This window comes from Methylobacterium sp. C25 (assembly GCF_021352225.1).
GTDB lineage: Bacteria > Pseudomonadota > Alphaproteobacteria > Rhizobiales > Beijerinckiaceae > Methylobacterium.
In genome coordinates this window covers 63,271-88,969 of the sequence record NZ_JAAUVI010000005.1, presented here as the reverse complement: position 1 = coordinate 88,969, position 25,699 = coordinate 63,271, and the positions used below count along the sequence as shown (strand labels likewise).

The 25,699-nt window shown below is 59.7% G+C and carries 23 protein-coding genes; 10 read left to right on the top strand and 13 right to left on the bottom strand.

What is annotated here, in order from left to right; translation table 11 throughout:
- Positions 1-18 precede the first annotated feature (18 nt).
- The 5 genes from HCU64_RS14985 (at position 19) to HCU64_RS14965 (ending at position 4,325) form a co-directional block, all read left to right on the top strand.
- Entirely contained in the window at positions 19-1,176 is a 1,158-nt protein-coding gene (locus tag HCU64_RS14985; protein WP_233384857.1) for an FAD-dependent monooxygenase, read from the top strand.
- Positions 1,177-1,200: 24 nt separating this feature from the next.
- Complete coding sequence (locus HCU64_RS14980; RefSeq protein WP_233384854.1) at positions 1,201-1,599, top strand: carboxymuconolactone decarboxylase family protein; 399 nt, start codon at positions 1,201-1,203, stop codon at positions 1,597-1,599.
- Positions 1,592-2,437, top strand: a complete 846-nt coding sequence (locus HCU64_RS14975) for an alpha/beta fold hydrolase (protein WP_233384853.1) — start codon at positions 1,592-1,594, stop codon at positions 2,435-2,437. The genes HCU64_RS14980 and HCU64_RS14975 overlap by 8 nt, the downstream gene beginning before the upstream one ends.
- Before the next feature lie 254 nt (positions 2,438-2,691).
- Entirely contained in the window at positions 2,692-3,624 is a 933-nt protein-coding gene (locus HCU64_RS14970; RefSeq protein ID WP_233384852.1) for a LysR substrate-binding domain-containing protein, read from the top strand.
- Positions 3,625-4,109: 485 nt separating this feature from the next.
- Positions 4,110-4,325, top strand: a complete 216-nt coding sequence (locus HCU64_RS14965; protein ID WP_233384851.1) for a DUF6894 family protein — start codon at positions 4,110-4,112, stop codon at positions 4,323-4,325.
- 787 nt (positions 4,326-5,112) lie between these two features.
- Here the strand turns inward: HCU64_RS14965 and HCU64_RS14960 are convergent.
- The 6 genes from HCU64_RS14960 to HCU64_RS14935 all read right to left on the bottom strand — a co-directional run bounded on the left by HCU64_RS14960 (position 5,113) and on the right by HCU64_RS14935 (position 12,681).
- Entirely contained in the window at positions 5,113-6,366 is a 1,254-nt protein-coding gene (locus tag HCU64_RS14960; RefSeq protein WP_233384850.1) for an SLBB domain-containing protein, read from the bottom strand.
- A gap of 438 nt (positions 6,367-6,804) precedes the next feature.
- Complete coding sequence (locus HCU64_RS14955) at positions 6,805-7,944, bottom strand: DegT/DnrJ/EryC1/StrS family aminotransferase (RefSeq protein WP_233384849.1); 1,140 nt, start codon at positions 7,942-7,944, stop codon at positions 6,805-6,807.
- Complete coding sequence (locus HCU64_RS14950; protein ID WP_233384847.1) at positions 7,941-8,933, bottom strand: NAD-dependent epimerase/dehydratase family protein; 993 nt, start codon at positions 8,931-8,933, stop codon at positions 7,941-7,943. Before HCU64_RS14950 ends, HCU64_RS14955 begins: the two co-directional genes overlap by 4 nt.
- Positions 8,934-8,943: 10 nt before the next feature.
- Positions 8,944-10,110 carry a DegT/DnrJ/EryC1/StrS family aminotransferase gene (locus HCU64_RS14945; RefSeq protein WP_233384846.1) on the bottom strand — a complete coding sequence of 389 codons (1,167 nt, stop codon included), beginning with the start codon at positions 10,108-10,110 and terminating at the stop codon, positions 8,944-8,946.
- A 54-nt stretch (positions 10,111-10,164) separates the two neighbouring features.
- Positions 10,165-10,884: a sugar transferase gene (locus HCU64_RS14940; protein WP_233384845.1), complete on the bottom strand. Its 720-nt coding sequence runs from the start codon at positions 10,882-10,884 to the stop codon at positions 10,165-10,167.
- 294 nt (positions 10,885-11,178) lie between these two features.
- On the bottom strand, positions 11,179-12,681 hold the full coding sequence (locus HCU64_RS14935; RefSeq protein WP_267922380.1) for an oligosaccharide flippase family protein: 1,503 nt from the start codon (positions 12,679-12,681) through the stop codon (positions 11,179-11,181).
- Between the two features lie 373 nt (positions 12,682-13,054).
- Between HCU64_RS14935 and HCU64_RS14930 the strand changes: the two genes are divergently transcribed.
- Entirely contained in the window at positions 13,055-14,113 is a 1,059-nt protein-coding gene (locus tag HCU64_RS14930) for a hypothetical protein (protein ID WP_233384843.1), read from the top strand.
- A gap of 234 nt (positions 14,114-14,347) precedes the next feature.
- Here the strand turns inward: HCU64_RS14930 and HCU64_RS14925 are convergent, their stop codons facing one another.
- The 4 genes from HCU64_RS14925 to HCU64_RS25275 form a co-directional block, all read right to left on the bottom strand.
- Entirely contained in the window at positions 14,348-15,235 is an 888-nt protein-coding gene (locus HCU64_RS14925; protein ID WP_233385070.1) for a lipid II:glycine glycyltransferase FemX, read from the bottom strand.
- Between the two features lie 283 nt (positions 15,236-15,518).
- The gene (locus HCU64_RS14920; protein ID WP_233384842.1) at positions 15,519-16,364 is read right to left on the bottom strand and encodes a glycosyltransferase family 4 protein; all 846 of its coding nucleotides are present in this window, start codon (positions 16,362-16,364) and stop codon (positions 15,519-15,521) included.
- A 353-nt stretch (positions 16,365-16,717) separates the two neighbouring features.
- Positions 16,718-17,221: a glycosyltransferase gene (locus HCU64_RS14915; protein ID WP_233384841.1), complete on the bottom strand. Its 504-nt coding sequence runs from the start codon at positions 17,219-17,221 to the stop codon at positions 16,718-16,720.
- On the bottom strand, positions 17,218-17,652 hold the full coding sequence (locus HCU64_RS25275) for a UDP-N-acetylglucosamine--LPS N-acetylglucosamine transferase (RefSeq protein WP_267922396.1): 435 nt from the start codon (positions 17,650-17,652) through the stop codon (positions 17,218-17,220). Before HCU64_RS25275 ends, HCU64_RS14915 begins: the two co-directional genes overlap by 4 nt.
- Before the next feature lie 473 nt (positions 17,653-18,125).
- Between HCU64_RS25275 and HCU64_RS14905 the strand changes: the two genes are divergently transcribed.
- A complete protein-coding gene (locus HCU64_RS14905; protein WP_233384840.1) occupies positions 18,126-18,533 on the top strand; it encodes a hypothetical protein in 408 nt (135 codons plus the stop codon).
- A 31-nt stretch (positions 18,534-18,564) separates the two neighbouring features.
- Here the strand turns inward: HCU64_RS14905 and HCU64_RS14900 are convergent, their stop codons facing one another.
- The 3 genes from HCU64_RS14900 to HCU64_RS14890 all read right to left on the bottom strand — a co-directional run bounded on the left by HCU64_RS14900 (position 18,565) and on the right by HCU64_RS14890 (position 21,691).
- The gene (locus HCU64_RS14900) at positions 18,565-19,419 is read right to left on the bottom strand and encodes a hypothetical protein (RefSeq protein ID WP_233384838.1); all 855 of its coding nucleotides are present in this window, start codon (positions 19,417-19,419) and stop codon (positions 18,565-18,567) included.
- Between the two features lie 458 nt (positions 19,420-19,877).
- The gene (locus tag HCU64_RS14895) at positions 19,878-20,963 is read right to left on the bottom strand and encodes an acyltransferase family protein (RefSeq protein WP_233384837.1); all 1,086 of its coding nucleotides are present in this window, start codon (positions 20,961-20,963) and stop codon (positions 19,878-19,880) included.
- On the bottom strand, positions 20,960-21,691 hold the full coding sequence (locus HCU64_RS14890) for a polysaccharide deacetylase family protein (protein WP_233384836.1): 732 nt from the start codon (positions 21,689-21,691) through the stop codon (positions 20,960-20,962). Before HCU64_RS14890 ends, HCU64_RS14895 begins: the two co-directional genes overlap by 4 nt.
- A gap of 535 nt (positions 21,692-22,226) precedes the next feature.
- Here HCU64_RS14890 and HCU64_RS14885 point away from each other — a divergent pair.
- The 3 genes from HCU64_RS14885 to HCU64_RS14875 are packed head-to-tail and all read left to right on the top strand — an operon-like array spanning position 22,227 to position 25,650.
- A complete protein-coding gene (locus HCU64_RS14885; protein ID WP_233384835.1) occupies positions 22,227-23,192 on the top strand; it encodes a glycosyltransferase family 2 protein in 966 nt (321 codons plus the stop codon).
- A complete protein-coding gene (locus HCU64_RS14880) occupies positions 23,189-24,427 on the top strand; it encodes a GNAT family N-acetyltransferase (RefSeq protein ID WP_233384834.1) in 1,239 nt (412 codons plus the stop codon). The genes HCU64_RS14885 and HCU64_RS14880 overlap by 4 nt, the downstream gene beginning before the upstream one ends.
- On the top strand, positions 24,424-25,650 hold the full coding sequence (locus HCU64_RS14875) for an aminotransferase class V-fold PLP-dependent enzyme (protein ID WP_325169979.1): 1,227 nt from the start codon (positions 24,424-24,426) through the stop codon (positions 25,648-25,650). The genes HCU64_RS14880 and HCU64_RS14875 overlap by 4 nt, the downstream gene beginning before the upstream one ends.
- The last annotated feature ends 49 nt before the right edge of the window (positions 25,651-25,699 follow it).

The following is a 25,699-nucleotide window of genomic DNA, read 5'->3' as shown; positions in this document are numbered from 1 at the left end:
CTCGAGGAGGATCGGGGCATGAAGAGCCTTTCCGTTGCCATCATCGGTGCAGGCATGGGTGGGTTGGCAACCGCTGCGGCGCTGCGCCGGGTGGGGATTGAGACGACCGTCTACGAGCAGGCGCAGCGCTTCACGCGCCTCGGCGCCGGCATCCAGATCGGCTGCAACGCCATGAAGGTGATGCGCGAATTCGGCCTCGAGCCCGCTCTACGCGCGGCCGCCTTCTATCCACGTTCGTGGAACAATAAAGAATACGACACCGGCGAGATCCGTTTCGACATGGTCTTCGGCGAATCCGCCGAGGAGCGCTGGGGCGCCCCTTACCTTCTCGCCCATCGCGGCGACCTGCACGCCGCGCTCGCGAGCGCCGTGCCGGACAGCGACATCCATCTCGATCACAAGCTGACCGGGCTTGAACAACAGGCCGACGGCAGCGTTCGCCTGAGCTTCGCTAACGGCGTCACCGCAACCCACGACGCGGTCGTTGCCTCGGACGGCGTACATTCCTTCGTGAAGGAGACTCTCTTCGACAAGGAGAAGCCGACCTTCACAGGCCGGATCGCCTACCGCACGGTCTTCCCAGCCTCGCTACTCAATGGTTACGAAATCGACGACTGTACGAAGTGGTGGGGGCCGGATCGGCACATCGTGATCTACTACGTGAAGCCGGACCGCAGCGAGGTCTACTTCGTCACGAGCCAAGTCGAGCCGGGCTTCCAAGTGGAATCCTGGTCGGCGATGGGCGACGTGAAAGAGTTGCGCGCCGCCTTCTCCGAGTTCCATCCGCAAGTGCGCCGCGTGCTCGACGCCTGCCCCTCGGTCCACAAATGGGCGCTCGTCGACCGCCAGCCGCTGCAGCGCTGGTCGGATGGGAACATCACACTGCTCGGCGATGCCTGCCACCCGATGACGCCCTACATGGCGCAGGGCGCCGCCATGGCGATCGAGGATGCCGCCGTGCTCTCGCGCTGCCTGCAGGGTGTCGACCGCGACGGTGTCGCCGAAGCGTTTCTGCGCTTCGAGGCCACGCGCAAGCCGCGCACCTCGCGTGTCCAGGCGAGCTCGCGCACCAATACATGGCTGCGTGATCCGACCGATCCCGATTGGGTCTACGGCTACGACGCCTGGACTACGCCCCTCGTATCCGCCGATTCCAACCTCGCCGTAGCGAGCTGAACGAAAAAACGGAGCCCAACGACGATGACGACCGACAGACCCCAGAGCGAGAAGTTCAAGAAGGGGCTGGCCACGCGCCGGGCCGTTCTGGGCGACGCCTATGTCGACACCGCGCTGAACGCGGCCACCGATTTCACGTGGCCGCTTCAGGTGCTGACCACGGAGTATTGCTGGGACGAGATCTGGAACCGCCCGGGCCTCGACCGGCGCAGCCGCAGCCTGCTCAACCTCGGCATGATCGCGGCGCTCAACCGGCCACACGAATTGAAAGCCCATGTCCGCGGGGCGCTTGCCAACGGGCTGACCGAGGCCGAGATCCAGGAGGTCTTCCTGCAGGTCGCAATCTATTGCGGCATGCCGGCGGCGATCGACAGCTTCCGCGTTGCCAAGGAAGTCATTGAGTCGATGGCCAAGAATGACTGAGTGGCAGCCGATCGATAGTGGCGACTGGCCGGGCTTTTCGCGAATCGAGAGCCCGGGCGCTGCCGGCACGCTGAGCGTCCGGATCGGCGGCCCGGCTGGGGGTGAGCCGATCCTGTTCGCCCATTCGATCCTCACCGACGGGGCGATCTGGTCCGGGCAGGCGCGGCGCCTCGCCGAGCATGGCCACCGCGTCGCGGTGCTCGACACCCGGGGCCACGGCGGTTCGAGCGCCCCGCCAGCGCCCTACGCCATGGCGGATCTCGTCGCCGACGTCGTGGCGGTGCTCGATCGGCTTTCTATCGCACGGGCGCATTTCGTGGGCGTGTCGCTCGGCGGCATGACGGGACTCGGACTCGGCATTGCCCATACAGACCGGCTGCTCAGCCTCTGCGTCTGCGCGGCGCGTGCCGACGCTCCAGCACCCTTCGCAGCCACCTGGGACGATCGCATCGCGCTCGCTCGCGACAAAGGTGCCGCAGCGCTGGCAGGTCCGACCATCGCGCGCTGGTTCGGAGATGCCTTCGTGGCGAACGAGTCGGGATTGGTCGAGCAACTGGCCACCTGCATCGCGGGTACCGCGACCGACGGCTTCATCGGCTGCGCCCGGGCGATCCAAGGGCTCGATTACCTCGATGCAGTCGGACAGATCAGGGTACCGACCGCGCTCTTGATCGGCACGAACGACGAGGCTCTTCTCGCGCCGATGCGCGCTCTGGCGCCGCTAATCCCCGAAGCGACCTACGCCGAGATCGTCGGTGGCGGACACTTGCCGCAGGTCGATCAGCCGGCCCTCTTTGATGCTGCCCTGATGGCGCATCTGGCGGCGGTCGGCCGGTAGAAGGGACACAACTTGTACCACGATCATTCCGGGGCTCGCCTTCGGCGAGAGCCCGGGTTCTACACTTGATGCCTGGATCATATCTGGCGTCGGATGCGGTCGATATCCGGTTTCAGGATGCGTCTCCGGAATGGCGGAGCTGGCGCACACTGTCTTTCGAGCAAGGAAGCGAAGCCTGTTGTCCCGTCTCCGTTTTGGTTAGACCGAGCTGAAGCTCTCCTCGATCAGGAGATGACAAGCGCCCGAAGGGCACCATGAGGAAACTGCCGCCGCTCAATGCCGTCCGCGCCTTCGAGGCGGCCGCGCGCCATGTCAGCTTCACCAAGGCGGCCGAAGAGCTCTTCGTCACGCATGGCGCCGTCAGCCGTCAGGTGGCGCGCCTCGAAGAGTATTTCGGGACGAAGCTGTTCCGGCGTACGCCGTCGCAACTCACGCTCACCGACGCCGGGCAGCTCTACCTCACCGAGGTGACCCCGCTGCTCGACCGGCTCGCGCTGGTCTCGATGCACATGATCGAGAACGCAACGCCCACCGCCCTACGGGTCAGTGCGCCCCCGACCTTCACCATGCGCTGGCTGATCGGCCGGCTATCAACCTTCCAGAAGAAGCGCCCGGAGGTAGAACTTCGCGTGACGACCTCGGTCGCACCGATCAGCGCCACCGAGTTCGGCTTCGATGTCGGCATCCGTGGGGTCACGACCCCGCCAAACGGCTGGGAGCGCACTCCCTTCATGACCGAGTTCATCGCTCCGGTCTGCCACGTCGACCTGCTCAACCGTTCGGCACTCACCATGCCAGACGATCTTTGCGGGCATACTCTGATCACCTACCTGACCGAGCCCTACGATTGGGGAAGCTGGCTCGAGCAGGCCGGCGCTCCAGGTTTGTCGTCGACCCAGAGCATCCTGCGCTTCGAGCAGATGTATTTTGCGCTGCACGCCGTCCAGGAGAGGATGGGAATCGCCCTGCTGCCGCTTTTCCTGGTGATCGACGATCTGATTGAGCGGCGTCTCTGCGTCCCCTTCGGGCCCCTTGGCCTGCGTCGTCGCGAGTACGGCGCATTCTATCGGGCTGATTGCGAGGCGCGGCACTTGATTGGCAGCTTCTGCGAATGGCTGCGCGAGGGCGGGCGCGACACCGAGAAATCTACGAATGAGTGGGCTCGCGCGCAGGGCTGGCAGCTTTGAAGCACGATGCGGGATGGTCACATCCTACGAGACTATCGGGGCGCCGACCCTGAAACCTTCTGCCCCCAACTTCACGCATCAACGAAGTGCGTCCGTCCGCCCAGCGCCGAATAAACAGATCCGACAGCACTTCGGTCATGTGGCGGAGAATGAATCGGAGTGGAGCGATACCGGGAATTGAACGCGAGCGCACGGCAAGGCTGGAGCGCGCAGTTCGATACCACTTCCCGACTTAATCCACTCGCCGCAAGAGCCGCCGGAAAGCTGCATCAAGGCGACCTAGGCAAGCCTCGAGTTTAAACTCATAGCCCTTTAATCCTCTTAGTGATTAGTAGCTTTGTTTACGTAAGCCGGTGCAAACTCCAAAAGCTGGCTATGAATTACTTATTTTAACCGTAGATTGTATTTCACCATCTTAGAGTAACCTCAAATTAGATAGAGGATAGGGCCCATTGCGCCTCCCATCACGGCTTTAGGAGACTCGCTTGCCACGCTTCTTTTTCCATCTTGAACATGGGCTCGAATCCATTCGCGATGACGAAGGGGTGCTGGCTGACGATGCGGAAACGGCAGTAACGCAAGCCTCTAAAGCGTTCGCAGAAATGAGAGAGGCCGGTGAGCTACCCAGCGCGAACGAAGAGTGGATGCTCGTGGTCCGCGACGAGCAGCACAATGAGCTTAGCCGCATCGTCATTCAGTGACGCCAGCGAAAAAGCGCATCTCTCCTCAAAAGCAAAACGTCCCTACCCAGCGTCGAGCCGTCCGATCGCCAGATCAAAGCCGCGGCGATGGCTTCCGCATGCCCGAGCCTCGCTTTTACTTATTCCCTTACCTCATTTATAATTTACTTGAGGCATTAATTTTCATCTCGCAAAACTGCGTCTTTGAATTTTCCGAAGAACATCAAATTTGAAAATTCTGGGTCTTAATCTCAGGGATAGATTACAAACCTACTGGAGACGCTCGCTGAGCTCATCGAGCTTTTTGAATAACGCTTAGCGCCTGGGTGTGTGTCGGAAGCTGAATACTGTCAGGTGATTTGTAAAAACTCGGCGTAAGCGAACGCATCCAATCTAATTGGGTGCTGTCCGAAACGTCTACCCCGAGGCCTCCGAGTATTAATTCCCCCCATAAGACCAGGAGAACAGGCTCGGATACGGTTTGCGCCGCTGGCGCGGAATCACACGTAGAGGAACCGAATAGTCTGCATCAGGATCCTCGGCTACAATTGCGTCATCAACGCACTTCAATAGAAGAGACTGAGAATTCTCGTGGCAACCTGGAACAAATCTCGCATAGCGCGGAGGCTTTGCTCGCACCACGACTGGGGCCTCAGCCGCAGGATAGCGGGGAAAATCCGCAGCCTGAGCCGAATACAATGACGAACCTATGAAAACCACTGCGGTGAACGGCAGGGAGGATTTCATCGCGGGCTTCCTTCTGCGCGAACTGCTCACTTGGTCGCCTTCGACATCCTGCCTTTAAATCTCAACGAGCGACACCAGCCGCCGACGAGACGATTGCTACGTTTCCGGAACCCGCTTCGAGAGCTTGAATACCAAGCCCAAAAGTTGTCGCTTGTGTTCCGGCAACGGTAATATTCGTGATGATGCTCAGGAACTTTGCCAAATCGACAGCAGGCGCCTCAGATACGTATATGATATCGTTGTGCTTCATATACATGTGATTTGCCAAGAAATAGCCTTCCGACTGGCTAAGATCGACCGAGAACACTGTCGGGACCTGCGCCGCTGGGAAATTGCTGACGTCAACGCCAGCCTTCGCGAGACGCGCACGTGGCATGTAGCGGAACAGGAAGACCGACCGGGCGTCGGCATTGCCACTCGTTGGGCCACCGGCGGCCGCAAGCCCCTCTGCCACTGTCATATTCTCGCGGTCCATCGCAAAGCGCCGGCCGCTGCTGAACGATGTCCCGCCGCCGGCTCCGCTGCTGATCTGGACGCTTCCGCCACCGCCTACGGCCCCGAAAGCCATGAAGACGCGCGGTTCGCTCGCGACATAAACCACGTCCTGCGGCGCGAGTTGGATGTTCTGCCGCGGGTCTCTCAGAACCGACGTCAGGAGCGCCTGCTCGTTCTTTCCGCGGCGCTGAATCGTGACCACCGCCGAATAGGCTGGCGGAATAGAGCCCCCCGCTCGAGCGATCGCAGCAAGCAGGCGCAATCCCCCTGGGCGCATCGGGATATTGGTGGGCGACCTGACATCGCCCAGCACGCTCACCGAATTCTCAGCGCGTTCGCCCACCGTAACGACGACCTGGGGATCGATGGCCCGATTCTTCAGCTTGGCGACAACGTCGGCTTCGATCTCGCGTGGGCTGCGGCCGATAGCCCGCACCGTGCCCGCGAAGGGAACGGATATGCTGCCTTCAGGATCGAGTTCCTGAGGCGGGATCTGGACAAAGTTGCCCGCGCGCGTACCGCCCTCGGACGGGATGAACAGGCCGCCGGCTTGCGCCTCGAAAATTGCGAGCGACACAACGTCGGATGCGGTGATCCTCACGTCCGTAGCGCCTCTGACCTGCGCGAGGCGGCTGAACAGAGCCGTAGGTTGGGCTTCAGTCTGCAGGCTGGAGAGTACGAGCGGGCTGAGCTTTACGAAAACGTAGCTCAGACGACCCGGGTCCTGCAGCGTGACGTCGGCCCGAGTCTGCACCTCGAGACCGGTCGGCCCATCCTTCGGGATAAACGGGACAGTGGCGCACCCCTGGAGAAAGGGCATGCACAGGAGCGCCCCCCTCAGGACGAGCCGTGTCTTGCGTGTGGAGAAGCGCACGGTTCCGATAACCAAAGCCGTCCCAAGTCTGAAAACTGCGGCTACCATCTGGCATTCCACAGTCGATGCTTCGCCCAGCATACCCCCAGGATCACAGCCATGCAGTGTCCCGCGTACCACAGCCGGCGCTAAGTCGGTCGCGAAGTCACGAAGACGCCGCACCTCACCAGCGATCACTATAAGCCAATGATTTCCTTAATTTTTATTTCAGGCGTCGCGCGATGGCTATTTGACGGTCCGCACTAGCAAGATTAGGCCGGCTCGTCGGCGCCGAGTTGGCGAGATGCGTGATTGTCTAGCCTGATCACTCAGTTGCACGGGTACGCGGCGAAACCCGCGAGGTGATTCGGCAAGGGGCTATCGCTTCGCTAGCATTTTCGTTCGTCAGCCGTAGAGCGCGCGACGCAGCGTGTCTGCGGTACGAACCTGCTCATCCTCGCTCATCTGGGCATAGATCGGCAGCAAGATCGCACGATCCTGCGCCTCCTCTGACCGGCTGAGATCGTGGCGCAAGGATTCGTCCGCGTAGCAGCGCTCGCGATGGCAGCACATGATGCCGCGCCGTGTGGCGATGCCTTGGTCAAGCAGCGTCTGCATGGTGGACCTCTGGTCCGCCCAAGCGGGCAGGCGCACGCAGTAGCTCTGCCAGTTGGAACGCGCCCAATCAGGCTCGAAGGGCAAGTGGAGACCTTCGCAGTTGCCAAGCATTTCGGCATATCGGGCGGCGACCATCCGGCGGCGCGCAATAATGTCCGGTAGCCGCTCGATCTGCTTGCGGCCGACCGCGGCCTGCATCTCGGTCATTCGATAGTTATAGCCCACATCGTCGTAGGTCTCGAAGATCACCTGCGACGCAGCGTGCCGTACCGCGTCGGACACACTCATCCCGTGCTGTCGCAGTTTCCTGAACCGGTCGTCGACGTCTGCATCGGCGGTGGTGATCATACCACCCTCGCCGGTGGTGACGACCTTCCGCGGATGGAAAGAGAAGCAGGCCATATCGCCGATCGGGCTTCCGATCTGCTTCCATTCTGCCTCGATGCGGATGGCGCTTCCCGCCGCGCAGGCCGCGTCTTCGATGAGCGTGAGGCCGTGCCTGCGCGCGATCGCGGAGAGTTCGGCCATAGCGCAGGGCATGCCCATCTGATGGACTGCCAGCACGGCGCGCGTCCGCGACGTAACCGCTTCTTCCACGCGAACCGGATCGAGATTGAAGGTCGCTGGATCGATGTCGACGAAGACCGGGGTCGCCCTGCAGTACCGGATGCTGTTTGCCGTCGCGATGAAGGAGTGACTGGGTACGACGACTTCGTCGCCCGCCCGCACACCGGCCGCGGTAAGCGCGAGATGGAGGGCTGTCGTACAGTTCGATACCGCGCAGGCGTGGGGCGAGCCCACGTACCGGGCAAAATCGCCCTCGAAGGCAGCGACTTGCGGCCCCTGAGTGACCCAGCCCGAGAGCACAACCTCCCGTGCCGCGTCGGCCTCCGCCTCGCCGAGAAGTGGCTTAGCGATCGGGATCATGACGCGAGCGACAGCGTCGCGTCGCTGCTCCGAGTGAGCCGCCACCAATCCACAAGGTCGCGTAATCCTTCCTCCAGCCCGATCGTGCTGCGGAAGTCGAGGATCCTCTCGGCACGTTCGGTCGACGCCAGACGGCGCGGCACCGGGTTCACGGCCCGTTCGGGTCGAAATTCGGGCTCGGATTGCGGCCGACCCATGACTTTCGCCAAGGCCCGGGCGAGATCGAGAAGCGAGGTCTCGGTGCCGCTGGCGATGTTGAAAACAGCATCGCTCGCTGGGCTCTTCAGGGCCAGGAGGTTTGCGCGGGCGATGTCACGGACGTCGACGAAGTCCATGGTCTGACGCCCGTTTCCGAAAATGATCGGCGGCTCCCCGGCCTCAAGGCGCTCCATCCAACGAATGAGCACCTCTGTATAGCGCCCGTGCACGTCCATGCGTGGGCCATAGGCGTTGAAATAGCGCAGTGCGACGTAGTTGAGGCCGTTCATCTCGGCAAAGCTACGGAACAGCCCTTCGTTGAAGGCTTTCGCTGCTCCGTAGAGAGTCCTGTTGTCGTAGGGCGATTCTTCCTCAGGCGTCGGGAAGGTACTGGCCATCCCGTAAACGGAGGCGGAGGACGCAGCGACGAGCTTTTCGATGCCGTGCTCCACGCAAAGTTCGACGAGATCGAAGGTCGCCCGGACCATTACATCCATGGCGAGGCGGGGCGCCTCCGCACAATGGGTGATGCGAAGGGCGGCTTGGTGGAACACGACGTCCGCACCTCGCACCAGGGATGCCAGCAGAGTGCGATCGCAGATGTCGCCGCGAACGAGGCGTACGGGACCATGCCCACTCGCCCAAGCGAGATTGGAAGGGCGGCCCCGGATCATATTGTCGAGGACGATGATCTCCGCACACCCTTCCGCGCAAAGAAGATCGACGATGTGAGAACCGATGAACCCTGCGCCTCCGGTGACGAGGACGGTCTTGCCGGCGAGATTGACCAAGGGTCCCTCCTTACACACTCTCGAGAACTTTGTTCGTCTCGCGAGCGGACGGTGCTCGCGAAGCCGGTTCAATTTGCTCGGCCGCATGTGCCCGCTCCAGCTCTCGGCACACCTGTACGACCTGGTCGGGCGCGAGTTCCGGATACATTGGTAGCGACAGGAACCGCTCTGCCAGGGCTTCGGTCACGGGGAGATCGCCACGGCCGTAGCCCAGATTCTCGTATGCGGGCTGAAGGTGGACAGGGACCGGATAGTGGATGCCGGTCCCGATGCCGGCAGTAGTCAACGCGGCCTGCAACGCATCTCGGCGCGGATGTTCGATCGAATAGACGTGGTAGACGTGTCGAGTATCTGAGGGCGCGCTCGGGCGTTTTTGACCAATGGCCGCAAGTTCTTGATCATACACTTGAGCAAGCCGTCGTCGGTCTTCCGTCCAGCCCTCAATGTAGTCCATCTTGAGATTGAGGATCGCCCCCTGGATCGCGTCCATGCGATAATTGTAGCCGGGCAGGACGTGCCGGTACTTCTCTTCCTGCCCCCAATCGCGCAGCAGGCGAACCGTTCGAGCTAGACCGGCATCGCGGGTTACCACGGCTCCCCCTTCGCCGAAGCCGCCGAGATTTTTTCCTGGATAGAAGCTGAAGCAGCCGATATCGCCGATCGATCCGGCGCGGCGGCCTTTGTACTCGGCACCGTGGGACTGCGCGGCATCTTCGACGAGGACGATTCCATGCCGACGCGCCACCGCCATGATCGGGTCCATGTCAGCCATGAGCCCATGCAAATGGACGGGCAGGATGGCCTTGGTCCGCGGAGTGATGGCCGCCTCGATCAACTCGGGAGCCATTGTCCACCGGTCCGGATCAACATCGACGAAGACCGGTTTGGCGCCACAATAGAGAACCGCGGCGACCGTCGCGACGAACGTCATCGAAACCGTGATGACCTCGTCTCCAGGCCCGACGCCGGCCGCGAGCAGCGCCAAGTGGAGAGCTGAGGCTCCGCTGTTGACACCGACGCAATGATCTGTCCGGCAATAGGTGCTGAACTTCTCCTCGAAAGCAGAGACAGCGGGTCCGAGAACGAAGTGACCCTGATCGATCACCCTGGAGATTACTTCGTCAATCTCCGGCCTGAGCGCCTTGAGTTGTGTTTTCAGATCGACGAATGGGATCATTGCGACTTCTCTACTAGATTATGATATGTAAATATTTGACACAAATCGCCAAACTTAGGTTCCGGAGCCATGAGACATTTCGAGGATCAACGTCCGAGCGATGATCGCTAAATCGAGCCTTAGAGACGATTGCTCGATGTATTCGAGGTCGCATTCTACGCGGCCCCTGGCGTGATCAAGGTCCAGGACAGGTCCTCTGAAACCTCGCACTTGCGCGAGCCCAGTGATGCCTGGCTGCACATGATGGCGGTCTTGATAGCGCTCCACGACCTGATCGAACCGAACGCCGCAGACCAACATGTCAGCGACATGGGCCCGTGGTCCGACGAGCGACATATCCCCACGCAGCACGTTCCAGAGCTGCGGAAGCTCATCGATGCTGTGGCGACGCAGAAATCGGCCTAGGGGTGTGACACGCGGGTCACCCAAAAGCGTCTGCCGGACACCCGATGCGTCGCAGCAATGCGCGTAATGCGTCCTAAACTTGCAACACCAGAAGATCTTGTTGTTAAGCCCGACACGCTGCTGCCAGAACAATGCCGGCCCTTTCGACGTCACCCGAACGAGAGCAGCGACCAACACGAGTGCTGGCATGAGGACAAGCAATCCCAACAGCGAGAGAACGACATCAGCGCCTCGCTTTGCGACACGGTGCCCAATTGCGCGTTTCTGCTGCGAGCCCTGGAGTGCTTTCGGCACCCATTGCTGTGTTCGAGCATCGAGCGCAGGTGCTAGCGGGCTGGAGACGTACTCCGGCTCAAGATTGCCGATCATAATACGACGGCTCCGTGTAGATTTTAGGGATATCCCACGCTTGGAACGACTGTTGCGCGCCGCTTTGGCCGAACTTGCCGTCAAATTTCCAACAGAACAATACCTCTTTGAGATTAATCCAGACAATTGCACTTTTTATATCAATATGGCATCACTCAATACCCAGCAACATGAGCTTAATTTTATATATACATAGATTATATCAACCAATAACTACGATACGTTATTTGAGACGTGCGATTCAAGAGCACGATTATTATAGATTTTGACTTCAAATTAGAATCGCGATTCCGGTCATGGAGCCAAATTTTCCGGCCGGGCATCGCGCGAGACAGTAAAATCGAATTCTCTCCATAGAGATGATACCCTTGGTGCGAATTGGCGAATCTGATCAGCGAGCGGATGACTGACAAAAAATAGTGCAGAGAGCCATCCCACGAAGGCGGTCGTGCCGGCGGCAAGCAAGGCTACAAGATCGAGGCCCCGATCACCGGCCACCATATGTCCTGCAATGAGCAACGGCCCCACCACGCTGCAAACGGCGACGAAAGCACTCTTGATGAGATGACGCAGGATGTCTGGCGCACGGATATTCAGGCGATATGCAATAAAAGAAATTGCCACTATGGCCTGAAGCGGACATGTCACGAGGCTTGACGCGGCGACCGCTTGAGCGCCGTGAGGTGCCGCTAGTGCAACGATTAGGATCGATGGCGGCAGCGATATCAGGCTGGAGACGAGCGTGTCTCGTACCTTTCCGGCAGCCACCAGGGTGGGGTAGGTCAGGCAAGCCGCGAACAGCGAAAGCGCAGCAAGGCAGAGGCACTGCACCAGCGGAACCGTCTGCAACCATGTCGCTCCGAGCCAGATCTCGATGAGGGGCTGGGCCATCAACGTGACATATAGCAGAATCGGCCACTGTATCGCGGTGATCATCTCGATCGACGACAGGTAGATCCGCCCGAGATCGCCGCCAGCTCGCGACTGGGCCGACATGGCTGGCATGATCACTGGATTCAGGATCTGCACAACCAATCGATCGTATAATTGGGAGATGCTCATGCTGCGCGCGAACAAGCCGGCCGCATCGAAGCCGTGCAGACGTCCGAGGATGAACTGCGGGAACGCCTGGTAGAAGACGTTGACGACGACGACGGCACTAGAGCAACTCCCGAACCGCAACACTTCGCGATAACCAGTAAAACTCGGACGAAATATACCCAACCTCGGGCAACTCAACCAAAGCGACGCGATCAGGAATAGATTGCCGACAACGACACCCCAAATCGGGGCCATGAAGCTGAAGCCATTCAAGGCGAGGATTACAGTCGCGCCGACATTGACGACAGTTGCGGCTACATTGCTGCGTGCAAGAACGTCGAAGCGCATCTCGCGTCGCAGTAATGCTGACAGGGTGATCGCGAAAGGCGACAGTAAGAAGCACAGACAAAAAACGGCAATACCTACTCGCATTCCACCGTTGTCGAAGAAGGTCGCCACTGCGTCGCGGCTCGCAAACAGGGCTGCTGCGAATGCAAGCGACAACAATAAAGTGACGGTGAAGGCTGTCCGTACGTCTCTCTCAGTAAGAATAGGTTTCTGGATGAGATAATTTGCGCCGCCGAATTCCTGGAATGCAGCACTTGCTACAGCTGTTTGAGCGCTCAAGATTGCGTAGACCCCAAACTCGTGCGGCGTCAGCAGCCGGGCCAGCACGGCGGTTGCAATCATCACGAGAACGACACTGCAGTACCGCTCTAAGGCCGAGAATATGAGGGATCGCCGAACAGAGTTCATTGTCGCCACTTCGCAGATCGGATGCACAAGATCTTTTTAAGAAGTAACTTGAGTGCTCAGAGATATGCCAGGGCGACGGCTCCCGAAGCTCGTTCATCCGTCATAGTGCAGCTAGTTCTTGGGGTGGAACTCGGCAATTTGAGGTAGGCCGAGCGCTCCGCTGCGAGCGTGCTGCCATTTGCCATGGCGAGCCGAAACTGTCGAAATTACCTACAAGACTGGCAAATAGACGATTCAGGCAGCCGGCTCGAGAGAAAGTTGTAGTTCTTCAAAGCATCTTTCTCGATTAGGAGCTCAGACGTATTGTGGCGAAGTATCACCGTCATAAATTGGCTGTTGGTCGCGACCACGTCAGACCAACCCGGAGTGCGGCATGATCATCTGTGTGCTCGAGGATCGAAAAACTTCGGAAACGTCCCTAAAGCTGCTGCTGCTCAGTCTTACTAAGCATTGCCGCGACATCCCAGTCCGGCTATCATATCCGGCGGCTGACGCGGCTTTTCGAAAGTGGCTCTTACACTGCCCGCAGGTTGCCTTGAGTGGCGCGGCCGCCGGTCGCTCCGGCGGATGGAACGCGAAACCGCGGGCGTTGCTCGATCTTCTCGGCGAGGGCTATGGCGAGGTCGTCTGGCTCGACTCTGACATAATTGTCACGCAAGACTTCCGAAAGCATTTCGGCGCGCTCGACTCTGAAACATTGGTTCTGACGGAAGAGGCGTTGTTCGGAGCCTATCGCGACCCGGATGCAATGCGGGCCCGTTTGTGGGGGCTCGCGGTCGGCCGTTCGTTCCCGTTTGTCGCGAACACAGCGGTTGTCCGCGTCACGGCTCATCACATTCCTCTCCTGCTAGCATGGGAGGGACTTCTGGATGACGCGAGCTATCAAACGGCCCAGGAACAGCCCTGGGACGCGCGCCCAACACACTTATTCGGCGATCAGGATGTCATCAGCGCCCTTTTGACGAGCATGCAGTTCATGGACGTGCCGGTGAAGTTCCTTATGAGGGGAGCCGACATCATCCAATATTTTGGATTAAGTGGTTATACGTGCTCCGAGCGGCTCAGGCACATTTTCAGAGGTCCTCCGGCCTTCATTCATTCGCAGGTTTTCAAACCCTGGACGAAATTCAAGCATCCGCGGCGGTCCGAGAATTTTCGTGATCTCGTCGATACCCTCTACCTCGACCTGTCACCATACACGCTCGCAGCGCGACGCTATCGACCGCTTCTATTGGCGCAAGATCACTGGATGGAGCCTCACTCAAGGCTTGCAAGGTTGATGCGGATTCTCGGTCTCTGGTATTCTCCTTTGGTTGGCGCTCCCATCGCTGCAGTAGCGGATTTTGTCCGGCTAACAAATCTTCGGTTTGCCAAGAAAATGTACTTTAGCTTGGTCTCTCTGCGCGATCCTGAGCACGCCCGAGAGCTTTGACACTTCCGACAATTTGCTTGAGGGTGAGCATACGCGGAAGCGCGGCGAACGACACAGCGCTGGTGATGTGCTGATGTTGGCCCCTAGCGGTGGAATGGATCAGGCCGCGGTTTTGACGGTCTTCCGGGCGTGTCACTGCGAAGCTTGCACTGCAGAGCCAGACCGCCTCAAGCGCGATCCGCTTCATCAAATGCTGCGACTAAACACCTAGCACGTATTTGCGAGGGGACCGTTTCATTGTGCCGGCATCGATCCGGTTCGCCACTTGGCTAGTCCTACCTTCGCGGATCGAAGATAGGTCCACGCTTGCTCGGCAGTATCGATGAGCATTTTCTGCGACCGGCCCGGCGCTATCTCGAAGTTTCCGGCCGAAGTGACGTGGCGCCCCCCGAAGCGCTTCTTGAAGCGATAGACGTCCGGATTCTCGCGCTGATCGATGCCGCCGAGGTCATAGTACCGGTTGCCGGTCTCCAACGCATACTCGACTGTGGCCCACCAGAGAGCGAAAGAGGCACAGACCTCTCGACCGCGGGGACCTGCGGCAGCGAGGATCGCGAGCGCAGTGTCCCCCACGAAGCTGCCGATATGCCCGGCCACCGGCTCGTTCTCGTGCCAGGCAAGGTGAACGAATATCCTGTCGCTGGCAGGAGCCCGGCGGCTTACGTCGGAGAAGAAGCGGGCACCTTGTCGTGCGAAGAAGCCCTTCCTCTCGACAATCCCGTCATAGAGCGCCTCGAAGCGCTCGAAATCTGCGGGATCCTGGGTTCGCGTGATGACGATATTGGACTGCTCCGCCCGCCTCAGGCTGGCGGACCATTTGCGATCGAGACCACTGCGGATTGCACCGAGAGGCTTGTTGAGGTCCACAATGAACGTCTCGAGAGAATGAGGCTCGTTGGACAGTCTAAATCCTTGTTCCGCCAAGCAGGCGGTCTGCGCCGAGTTGTACTCTGCGCCGCCCTGTGGCGCCGCGATCCGCAACTGGAGGCCGCGCCTGTCGACATATTCTGCTCTGAGTGCCGCGACACTGGCCGCAAATGTTTCAGGCAGGAATGCGTCGGTTCGCATGGTCACGGGGCCGTGGTTCACGTAGGCGACCCCCACCGGCAAAAGCGGCAGCATCTTCACGCGGATGGCAGCGAGCGCGACGATCGTTGTGCCTTCCGAAATTCCCACGAGTTCGGCCTGCGCACCGATCTCGTTCGCGGCCGCCTCGGCATAGGTCCCGCATTGGCGATAGGAGAGATCACGAAAACCGGGAGTCAATCGATCCCAGTCCTCCCTCGACAGGCGCTCGACACTCAGTCTCTCGTGCATGCGCCGCGTTTCCAGCTGGGATCGACAGAGACCGACGCTCCGACGCGGTCGCGAGGGTCGGTTTCCGCAAGGGATCGGACTGTCGGGGTCATGCTGCGTCGGCCTCGCGCCATATCCCCGGAGGATCAATTCCGCCCGACAGACCGCCTGGGTTCACCAACGCCTCGATCTGTTCTCGCCGGCGCAACGCCACCTTGTGCCATTGGAATGCTTCGGCATGTGCGGCGGCGGATCGGGCCATCGCCTCGCGGCCATCCGGATCGCCAGCCATCATCGCCAGGGCTTCGATCCACCCGGCCTCGTCGTAGGCGTCCAGCACAAACCCCTCGCATCCGTGACGCGCGATCCGCCCTGCACCCATCGGCGTCGTGATCACGGGCAGCCTGCAGCCGCAGGCCTCGTAGGTGACCTGTGGACCGCCCTCCTCGAGCGTTGGAAAGACGAAGACGTCAGCCGAGCGGAACAAGGCGCCGACGTCATCGACGTAATCGAGCACGACCACATCGTCGCGCGCCAACTCGGACGCACACATCTCGCGGATGATGGGCTCCATGGCGCCGGCCAGGATGAGCCGGCCGCGGATGCGGCTGCACGACCAGTAGCGCAGCAGCAAATGCACTCCCTTGCGGACCGACAGGGATCCGACAAACAGCGCAGTAAGCCCATTGATCGGCGCGAGCGCCTTGCCGGTACCCTTGAACCGCGCTGGATCCCAGCCGTAGCTTGCCTCCACGATTTTGTCGGACGACACGCCACGTCTCTGCACGGCAGCCGTGACCATCGCGTTTGGGCAAAAGACATAGTCGACGAGGGCGAGCGCCTCATCTTCTTCAGTGACCGAAGCATCGCTGATGCCGTGACTAGGCTTGGCACCAAGATCCCGGTAGGCAGCGTCGAGGATACCCTTGGCTGCCCCACGCGGCCCGTTGATCATTTCGCGGAAGCTTGGAACGCCACCTTGGCGCAAGCCTCGGAGTGTACCGAGGGACGCGTCCGCCCAGATGTAGGCTGCGCGCTGCTCCGGCGCTGGTGCCGTCGCTCGATCAAGAAAAGCAGCCTCGACGGCATTTCTTGCGAAGGGCCTCAGCCAGGGATACGGCAACGATCTCGCCCATCGCGGTAGGACCTGAATCGTTTCAGCCGGCTCTATCGAATAGGGTCGTGCGCGCGGTGTGACAACCGTGATTGAGAAATCCGCGCCTGCCATCCCGCGAACGATTTGCCCGCAAGTATAGCTGGTTCCCCGAGCAGCAAGCGGCGGAGGGAGGAGAACGCTCAGCCGTATGCTCACGCTGGGACTCCCATGGGCAGCGTCCCGGTCTTGACGAAACTCCGCAAAACCGAGAGCAGTTGCGGCGAAGCCGTAGCACTGAGCCGATCGGCAGCCTTGGCGACCTCAAGTCGATTGAGCAGTTGATGAAGCTCCGCCTCATCGAAGACGGCTTGTACCAGGCCAAGCTGGGAGAGACGCTCCGCGGTCGCGACCTGATGATCGTTGCGATGTTCGCGCAGATTGCAGCGGCGCGGCATCACGATGACCCGCTTACCGAACTCGAGTGCCGTAATAATGGACCCCATGCCAGCATGGGCTATTGTAAATTCCGACGTCTCGACGCTTGCCCGAAACTCGTCGGGATGAAGGAACTGCTTGGCCTTGAACTGCTTCGGGCTGTAGTCGGACGGGCCCACCTGCGCGAACAGGTCGCGCCGTCCGGTCTGGCCGGCCCAATCGTCCACTGCACGGACGAGACGGTCGAAAGGACCTTGGGTGCCGACGGTTATGAAGATCATAGCACAGACCCAGCGTAGACAGGGCCTTCCGGCCGAGCGAGGGCTGGCCACTGGGTCAGCCAAAGATCGGCATAAGGACCAATCTTTCGGCCGGACATCGACAGATGCTCAGCATTTGCAATGCTTTCGAGCCATATCGTTCTCGCTCCGATGAGGCGAGCGAACCGCAAGGCGAGGTAACCTGGGGCTGCCCCCGTCGACACGATGACTTGCGGCCTTTCCTTTCGAATGATGCCCAGAAGCTGCCAAGCCGTCATGAGTAATCGGAGCGGCTGGCGGCGGTTCGCATCGCGAACCGAGTAGAACTCCGATCGGCCTACTTGAGACCGATACGCCTCATGAACCGTGACAAATACGACCTCGCACTCATCGAAAGCTTTGCAGATGCGCAAAAGCTGCACCCAATGGCCACCACCGGATGCAACAGCCATAATCTTAGTGCGACTTTCTACAGATTTTGACGACATCAAAAGATCTGCACCTCTGTTTTGTATAATGCAATCTACATCATGTCATTAACGGCCATTACAGAAATATCGATCGCAGATATATATAATATAATCCGCCAAGATTTACAAATACACGCGTTTCTATCTCATACTTAGAGCTAATCGACCATTTATCAAAAGGTGCTAGTCAAAGGCTGATTACCGCGGTTCGATATGGCCGACTTGCGCCGGCCGGCTAAGTATCCGGTTCGATCTTGGGCCGAAAAAAAATCGCGCGGTTCGAAATGTCGGCGCTGCGAGTGATGCGCGTTTAGGCGCATCAGCGCAGGACGCCAGATCAGGCACGTGGCCGCTCCGTGAGACTTACGCCGACCAGTCTATGGACCGAGTTGAGAGATCGAATGGCTACGCCGTTCGCCGCCGGCCCCCATCTCGGTCCAAGGAATTGCCAGATCGTGACAGCCATCGCGAGCCGCGACTCCAAACAGCGGCTCGTAGCGGATGTTCAGTCCGACCGCTCGCCCCGTCATGCGCCAGAAGTAGGCGCTCCAGGACTGCCAGCGCGGCTGATCGCCGTGAATGACTCCGGCAAACACGAAGAAAACATAGCCGTTGTGCGGAGCCAAGCGATGAAGAAGGTGGCGGTGCCAGCTGAGAGGCGACAATGGGGCAAGGACAACGCGGCAAACGTCACGCTCTGCCGAGACAAACCGCATGTCATCCTGTCCTTGCCAGCGCTCGATGAGGAAGCCGTGATCGACGAGAAAGGCCTCAACATCGCCTCTGGCTGCCGAGAGTTCGGGATCGGCAGCGGCGGCGGCTTGAAAACCGAGGCTGTGGCCGAGCGCAACCTTGATGCTTAAGGTCAACCCGAGGAGCAGAACGAGCACCAGCCTAGGCATGTGCGCACGACCTGTTCCGCACACCTCGCAGGCAGATCGAAACGATCAGGCCAAGCGTGACCCATCCGGCAATTGCAGCGCCGATCGGCCCGTGGATAAGGTCGTACCGATCCGGGAACAACACCATTAGCGACATGCGGCCGACATTGACCAAGCTCACAGCAACGCACGCAAATCCGCACCAGATCATGTTGACCGGCGACCATGGCAAGGCCCGCCACTGTGAAACGAGCGTCCAGCAGAGAATCACAAGGGATATGCCAGATAGGGACGAGCATCCCTCCTCTACCCAAAGGTACTCGCCATCGGCCATTCGCACAGTATTGCCGGAGTGTGGGCTGCCAGTCGCAAGTCCGACAAGCGACGCGTCAAAGGTCAGCAGGAATTCGCCCAGGATGATCAGCGACAGTCTGCCCCAGTACATCACCGTAGTGGTGGCAAGAAGAATCCAGGCGGCGCGCCGCAACGGATCCTGGTGCCCGTCAGCCGAGACCGGTCGCGCGCCCAAGAGATAGATCGCGATACCCGTTAGAGCGATCCAACTCGGCCATGCCATCGGCAGTAGGATTGTACCGAACGCGCCTACCGCAACGGCGAAGTCGGTCCGCGTCGGCGGTCCTTCTTGCGCCTCCAGCATCAAGCTCGGGCACATCCAGAACGCGACCCAAACGAGAACGCTGATACCGCAGGTTTCGAGAATCGCACCGATCGGGCCGGACGCGCTCACCGACGAAGTAATGCGATCAGCAACGCCGTTTGCAGCGCCTAGGACGCAGAGACCTGCGAACAGGCCACCGCGTGTCAGCGGGCCCGGTCGGGCAATGATCGAGGCTAGACCAGACGCCATGCGCTAACCCGGCGAACGCTCAGAGCAAATCGCTTTTCGGGGCCTGCGCCAGTCTCCGTCGCCTCCGCCGCACGTAAACCAACGCACCGGCCACGAGAAGCACCGGCAAACCAGCACCGGCAATTGGTCCAGGCGCAGCTTTCGGGCCGCCGGGGTTACTGCCGTGTCCCGAACCAGAGCCGGATCCGCTTCCCCAGCCATAACCTTGCGCTATACCCAGCCCACCAAGAACGGAGAATATGAACGCAATCCAGAACTTCGATAGCATGATGGCCATTGCCTCTCGACATCGTTCAGCTTCCGAGAGTCGGATTTCGCGGAGTGCCTGTCGAGTCAGCCAAAGTTCTGAATCAAATACTCCGATAGATGGATAAGCCGCCTTACGACGTGAGCCGCAACCTCAACCGATCTCGAGAAGGTCCCCGACTCCCTAATGTGGTGAGACTGCGAGGAGCGCGCTAAAGGTTGTCCATCGGCTTCATTTCGGAATTGTCCGAGCCGACGCGCATTGGGCGAGCGAGCAGACGCTTATACTGCTGAGCTGGCTTCTCAATGAGATACCAGCTGATCACCCCAAGCGTGAGGGCCATCGGCAACGTGACCGCGGTCACGACCAGCGGCGTAATGCCAGCAACGTTAAAAATCAGCAGGTTTTGGATCGGCCAAGCATACAGGTATAGCCCGTAAGATGGATCAACACTCTCCATCCATTGGCTAATCCGATTTACGGGACATGCGAAGGCGTACCAGAAGATCAGGTAGCCTCCGAGGATTGCGACTGCAGGCTCGGCCACGGGAGCGATGAAGAGCGTTACGACGAGGATCGATGCAGCGAGCAGAGCGCCACGCGCCGTATACGAGACGCGAAGGCGCCAGACGTAGAACGCGCTTCCGATAACAAAAATGAAGCAAAAGCGGATCATCTCGGTCGACTGCCCAAACACCGCACGGCCGACGGGAACATCCGGAACTTGAGATCGAAAGATATAGAGAACCGCCAGAGCTGCGAGAGCGATTACCTGGGCGCTCCGATTGGATGAAAACAAAATTGGAGCAAGGAAAATCATCACGAGATAGCATCGAAATTCGTAAGCCACCGTCCACATCGCACCGTTCAGGTCGGGGTAAGGTAGCCCTCCAAACACACCGGGGACGACAGGACGGCTGAGCAAGCCGATCCTCGCCAGCATTGTCGTCGGCGATACTTGCGTAAGCTCGCCGCCGACTAAAGGAGCCACCAGCACGATCGATACCAGCGAAGCGGCGATGAAACCTGGGTAGATCCGGAGGATACGTTTGGCGAGATAGTCCAAGACGGATCGTGAATTTCGGAAGCTCTTGGCAATTAGATAGCCACTGATCAGAAAGAAGCCATCGACAGCGACTTCTCCAAGTGACAGCGTGCCGAAAAGCCGGGTGAGGGGCTCACGCAAGCGGTCGCCGTCGATCAGTTCCGGCGAATGTGATACGACAACGAGCCCGGCGAAGAGCAATCGGAGTGTGCCGAAATTGTTCAGCCGTTCGGTGCCGGTTGCTGTGGTCATCGCCCCAGCATCCATCCCCCCAGAAAGCCGTTTGGGGGTGCTCTCATCGGCGACGAGGCTTTGACGACCAGCCGAGCCTCGCAGGTCGCTCGCCTCCCCACGGCGTGGCCACCCGCCAGTAGATCCGACACGCTCGAAACGGCGCGCCCATCGCGCAGCGATCGGCGCGGAACCGGCCATGCAGAACTCAAGCGGGGACCACCGTCACTACTTAGCACTTCGGTATATCCTGCTCTCTCCAAAGCGCGCAGAACACGCCAGTTGTACCGTCCGAACGGAATTGCGGCACGTCGGACCGCGACGCCGATCGTATCCTCAAGCACGGCCTTGGAGGCGCAGGCTTCACGCTCAAGATCGCGGCGGCGCAAACGTGTCCAATCCACATGATCGTACCCATGCGAGCCGATCTCGAATCCCGCGTCGGTGAGCTCACGCAGGTGAGTCTTTGATAAGAAGGAAGCCTGACCAAGCCGACCGGCGAGGGCAAAAAACGCCGCTGGAATGTTGCGCCTAATCAATTCGGGTGCTGCAATTTCCAGATCCGAAACATTACCGTCGTCGAAGGTGATCGCCACTTGAAGGTCGGACGGTTTCAGCTCTATCGCGTCCAATGCTTCCTTGAATTCTTGCTGGCTCAGCCAGAAGGGGGCTTCGCCTGGATCGTAGGGTCGCGAGATTTTTCCAATCCCGTGAAAATTGAAAATGAAGGTTCCCGGCCTGGTCCGCATGGGAGGCTCAACGCGTTGGCTGCGACTGTCGAGGATACTTGCCGCGCACATATCTCTTACTGCATGTTCCGTTCAATTGAATCCGAGTCGTACTCCGGCACAGAAAGTTCATCTGGGATTACAAAAAAACATAAGTTTACAATGTTCTACCCTAAGACGATCGCCTCTTGATCGAGGCGCACGGATCTTCAATTACTTTGGGACCGAGCGAATCCGCGCGCGTGCTGAGCAATTCTGCCAGCCACCCGAAGCATGTCCGAAAAAATCTCTCATTCATTAAGAGAAGTCTACGCGCGCTCTGGGAAGCGAAACAACCCTAGCCTTATCGATGAAAACTCATCAATTCGGTCGACTAACTCGGTCAGCAGGATTATAAATACATTTCGCCGACTTTGCCGGATTTTACGTAGATACATCCATTTCTTCTAGCACTTTTGAAGGATACCCAAGCACTCACTATTCTATACGATCAGAGCGAGATTGGAGTTTCGTGCCGATAGGGCACGTTGCAGATTCACCAAGGAACGGTGACGCCTTGAAGCCTTTGCCGGATCAGCGTGGGGTCGACGTCTCGATCATCATCGTCAACTGGAACACATGTGACGTGTTGCGGGGTTGTCTATCTTCGATTTTCGAGCAGACGACCGATATTTCTATTGAAGTGATTGTGATCGATAACGCTAGCTGCGATGGATCAGTTGAGGCCGTCTCTACTGAGTTTCCGGCAGTGACCTTGATTGCCAATCATGAAAATCGGGGTTTTGCAGCTGCCAATAACCAAGGAATCCGTATCTCCCGGGGGCGGCATGTTTTGCTGCTTAATCCGGACACCGTCATTCTGGACGCGGCAATCACACGGTGCGTCGCTTTCGCGGATGTGCGTCCGGATATTGGGGTCGTCGGCTGCAAGGTCTTTACCGACGAAGACACGGTCCAGCAGACTGGCTTCGCGTTTCCAGGGCCATGGAACCTATTTCTGGTCCTATCGGGATTGGGCCGATGCTTTCCGAAATCGCGCATCTTCGGGCGGCCTGAACTGGGATGGTGGGATCGTGACAGCGAGTTGGACCTCGATGTCGTGTCCGGAATGTTCATGCTTGTCCGTCGCGAAGCGATTGAGCAAGTCGGCCTCATGGACGAGCGCTTCTTCGTTTACGCGGAAGAGGCGGATTGGTGTTACCGCTTTGCCAAAGCCGGCTGGCGGCGGGTGTTCACCCCTACGGCTCGCATCCTTCATCTGGATGGCGGAGGGAAGAGCAGCTCGCAGATCAATACACGCATGTTTATCCAGCTTCAGAAGAGTCTACTGATCTATTTCAGGAAGCATCTTGGGCCGGTGTCGTGGACCGTCGGCAAGATGCTTTACATCGCTTCTGATCTCGGGCGATCGGCCGCGTGGCTCGTCTCCGCTCGAGTGACGGGCGATCCGGGTCTGCGTGCGAAGTCTGCCGCCGCCGCCGCCGCCTTGCGCTACCACTTACGAGGGATAGAGCCAACGTGACGGCCTCGCTTGCGCTCACCGTTGGCAGTCCCGCCGAACCGGCCGCCCTCCAGACGACGGTGCTCGATTCCTTCGGGGGCGACGGTTTGTCGGCGGAACTCTGGGACGAGCACATCCAGCGCACCGGAGCTTCCCTCTACCTCACTTACGATTGGTGCCGCATCTGGTGGCGCCACTATGGAAACGGGCGCCGGTTGCGGATCTACGTGTTCCGCCAGGAAAGCCGCCTCGTGGGCCTCGCTCCGATGTTCGTTGAGACCGTTCGCCTGGGTCCAATAGGCCTGAGGACGGCCAAGCGCGTCGGTGCGGATTCAGCTATGGCTGTCTTCTCGCTGCCGATCCTGCCAGACAGCGCCGAGGCGGTCTTCCGGGCGCTCATCACCGACCTGGTAGGCAACGAGGGCTGCGAGGCCCTCTGTTTTGGTTCCGTTCCGGGCGACGATTCGGCTCTTGATACGCTCCGGGCTCTTTGCGGCACGCTTCGAACGGATATCAGCGTAGCGCGCGATGCGCCGACTGGCGTCCAAAGCGTCTTTCATCTGCCCTCGACGTTCGAAGCCTATCTCGGACAACTGGGAAAGAGCCAGCGTCAAAACTATCGCCGTCAGCTTCGCCAACTACAAACGGAACTCGGCTGTACGAGTAGCATCGTCACGAACCCATTCGAGGCGAGATCCGTTTTCAGGACCTTCTCGGCCATGCACGAACGTCAATGGCAAGCAGAGGGCAAGCTCGGGCATTTTGGTGATTGGCCAGCATCCGAAGCCTTCAACCGAGACCTCGTCGACACCTTTTCCCGGTCCGGTCGGATGCGGTTCCATCGCCTCGCCATCGACGGAGAATTCGTCGCGATCCAGTACGCCTTTGTCATTGCCGGGCACTGCAACTGGCGGCTAACAGCCCGTGTTCCCGAACTGCGATATGGCCGCTTCGGCCTAGGTGTGCTTGGGCTCGTGCAGTTGATCGATGCGATGATCGCAGAAGGCGTTTCCCAGATCGATGGGGGCGTCGGCCACTATGACTACAAGCTTCGCTACGGCGCCGAGGAGCAGGAGATCCGCTCGTTCGTGATTATTCCCAGCCGTCGTAGTGCGGCTCTGAAGGCAGGGCTTTTTCTCAGAGCCGCCGATCTTCTTCACTTCCTCTATTACCGCATCTGGTTTCTGCGGCTTGCCCCGCGTCTCGGAATGCCTCGAAGGCCGCTCTGGCGCCTTTGGATTCGGTCGCGGCTGTGACCGGCGCGCTCCCTTGCAGCGCCATTGGTCGAAGCCCCGCGCAAAGCGCCGCGGATTGGTTGACTGGATGGGGGGACGCGAACCCACCGACTTGGCAAGGCGGTCCCTCCTGGGGAGACGGCCGGACCGTATTCACGACCTCAGGACGAAGCGCGATTGCGTTGGCCGCGCAGATCTGGAAGATCGGCAACGGCGACGAGATCCTCGTTCCGGCGTATAATTGCGGTTCAGAGATCGGCCCACTCGCCGCCACCGGTGCGACACTGATATTGTACCGTGTCGATGGGGCAGCACGGATCGACTTGGCCGACCTCGTCGGCCGCATCACATCGAGAACGCGGGTCGTCTACATCATCCACTATTTCGGCCGCGCGGCCGAAATAGGTCAGCTCCGCGCAATCTGCTCAAAGCGTGGTATTAAGCTATTCGAGGACTGCGCCCTGTCACTGTTCAGCGCCGCGACTGGGCTTGTCGGGGATGCTTCGGTTTTCAGCCTCCCCAAAAGTTTGCCGGCAATCGACGGAGGTCTCCTCTGGATGCCGGGCACGGAGGAGATGCCTCCGCCCCTGTTCCGCCCGCATGCTGCTGCCATCGTCAAAGGTTTCGGCCGACAGGCTGAAAGCTGGTTCTTTCAGTCCAACAGCCTGCGCTTGCCCGGTCGCCGCATTCGGAGGAGAACCTCCGTTGGCGCGGCCGATGGTGACGCCCTGCCTGATCTCCCCAAATCATACGAATGGCCGACCGGTGCGAGCCTTCATCGCGCCTCGCGTTTCGCAGTTGGCCTTCTGAGACGGACTGATCCCACGGTCGTCGTGACACGGCGGCGCGCCCATTATGCGCGCCTTCGGCACGCGCTGGCCGACACGCCCGGCATTACATTCCTATGGGACGAGGAGGAATTGCCTCCTGGAATGTGTCCGCTCGGTCTGCCGATCCTCGTTTCGGACAAGCGCGCTTGGTGCGACCGCCTGCAGGCGGCCGGCATCTTCGTGACGCCCTGGTGGACCGGCTGCTTTCGAGGGCTGGATTGGCAATCCTTCCCCGACGCCTTGGCCCTGAAATCACGCCTTATCCTGCTCCCGGTGCATCAAGGTCTCGAGGAAGACGACATGGCTTACGTAGCCGGCGTCGTTCGCGATCTTGCACGTCGGGAATCGCCCGAGGCCAGACGCCGGTCGTACCTCAAACTGACGAATACTTTGCCGTGTCGGTCCGTGCCGTAATGCAGCGTCTCAACGTGCCAGCCAGAACATTTGCACTGGCAGCAACAGC

What these genes read in the sequence shown, in the direction of transcription:
- HCU64_RS14945 (WP_233384846.1), bottom strand. Translation starts at nt 10,110, where the DNA reads ATGATCCCATTCGTCGATCTGAAAACACAACTCAAGGCGCTCAGGCCG.
- HCU64_RS25275 (WP_267922396.1), bottom strand. Translation starts at nt 17,652, where the DNA reads ATGGCTGTTGCATCCGGTGGTGGCCATTGGGTGCAGCTTTTGCGCATC.
- HCU64_RS14955 (WP_233384849.1), bottom strand. Translation starts at nt 7,944, where the DNA reads ATGATCCCGATCGCTAAGCCACTTCTCGGCGAGGCGGAGGCCGACGCG.
- HCU64_RS14920 (WP_233384842.1), bottom strand. Translation starts at nt 16,364, where the DNA reads ATGATCAACGGGCCGCGTGGGGCAGCCAAGGGTATCCTCGACGCTGCC.
- HCU64_RS14915 (WP_233384841.1), bottom strand. Translation starts at nt 17,221, where the DNA reads ATGATCTTCATAACCGTCGGCACCCAAGGTCCTTTCGACCGTCTCGTC.
- HCU64_RS14935 (WP_267922380.1), bottom strand. Translation starts at nt 12,681, where the DNA reads ATGAACTCTGTTCGGCGATCCCTCATATTCTCGGCCTTAGAGCGGTAC.
- HCU64_RS14975 (WP_233384853.1), top strand. Translation starts at nt 1,592, where the DNA reads ATGACTGAGTGGCAGCCGATCGATAGTGGCGACTGGCCGGGCTTTTCG.
- HCU64_RS14980 (WP_233384854.1), top strand. Translation starts at nt 1,201, where the DNA reads ATGACGACCGACAGACCCCAGAGCGAGAAGTTCAAGAAGGGGCTGGCC.
- HCU64_RS14960 (WP_233384850.1), bottom strand. Translation starts at nt 6,366, where the DNA reads ATGCCCTTTCTCCAGGGGTGCGCCACTGTCCCGTTTATCCCGAAGGAT.
- HCU64_RS14970 (WP_233384852.1), top strand. Translation starts at nt 2,692, where the DNA reads ATGAGGAAACTGCCGCCGCTCAATGCCGTCCGCGCCTTCGAGGCGGCC.
- HCU64_RS14890 (WP_233384836.1), bottom strand. Translation starts at nt 21,691, where the DNA reads ATGCGGACCAGGCCGGGAACCTTCATTTTCAATTTTCACGGGATTGGA.
- HCU64_RS14895 (WP_233384837.1), bottom strand. Translation starts at nt 20,963, where the DNA reads ATGACCACAGCAACCGGCACCGAACGGCTGAACAATTTCGGCACACTC.
- HCU64_RS14940 (WP_233384845.1), bottom strand. Translation starts at nt 10,884, where the DNA reads ATGATCGGCAATCTTGAGCCGGAGTACGTCTCCAGCCCGCTAGCACCT.
- HCU64_RS14985 (WP_233384857.1), top strand. Translation starts at nt 19, where the DNA reads ATGAAGAGCCTTTCCGTTGCCATCATCGGTGCAGGCATGGGTGGGTTG.
- HCU64_RS14930 (WP_233384843.1), top strand. Translation starts at nt 13,055, where the DNA reads ATGATCATCTGTGTGCTCGAGGATCGAAAAACTTCGGAAACGTCCCTA.
- HCU64_RS14900 (WP_233384838.1), bottom strand. Translation starts at nt 19,419, where the DNA reads ATGGCGTCTGGTCTAGCCTCGATCATTGCCCGACCGGGCCCGCTGACA.
- HCU64_RS14925 (WP_233385070.1), bottom strand. Translation starts at nt 15,235, where the DNA reads ATGCTGCCGCTTTTGCCGGTGGGGGTCGCCTACGTGAACCACGGCCCC.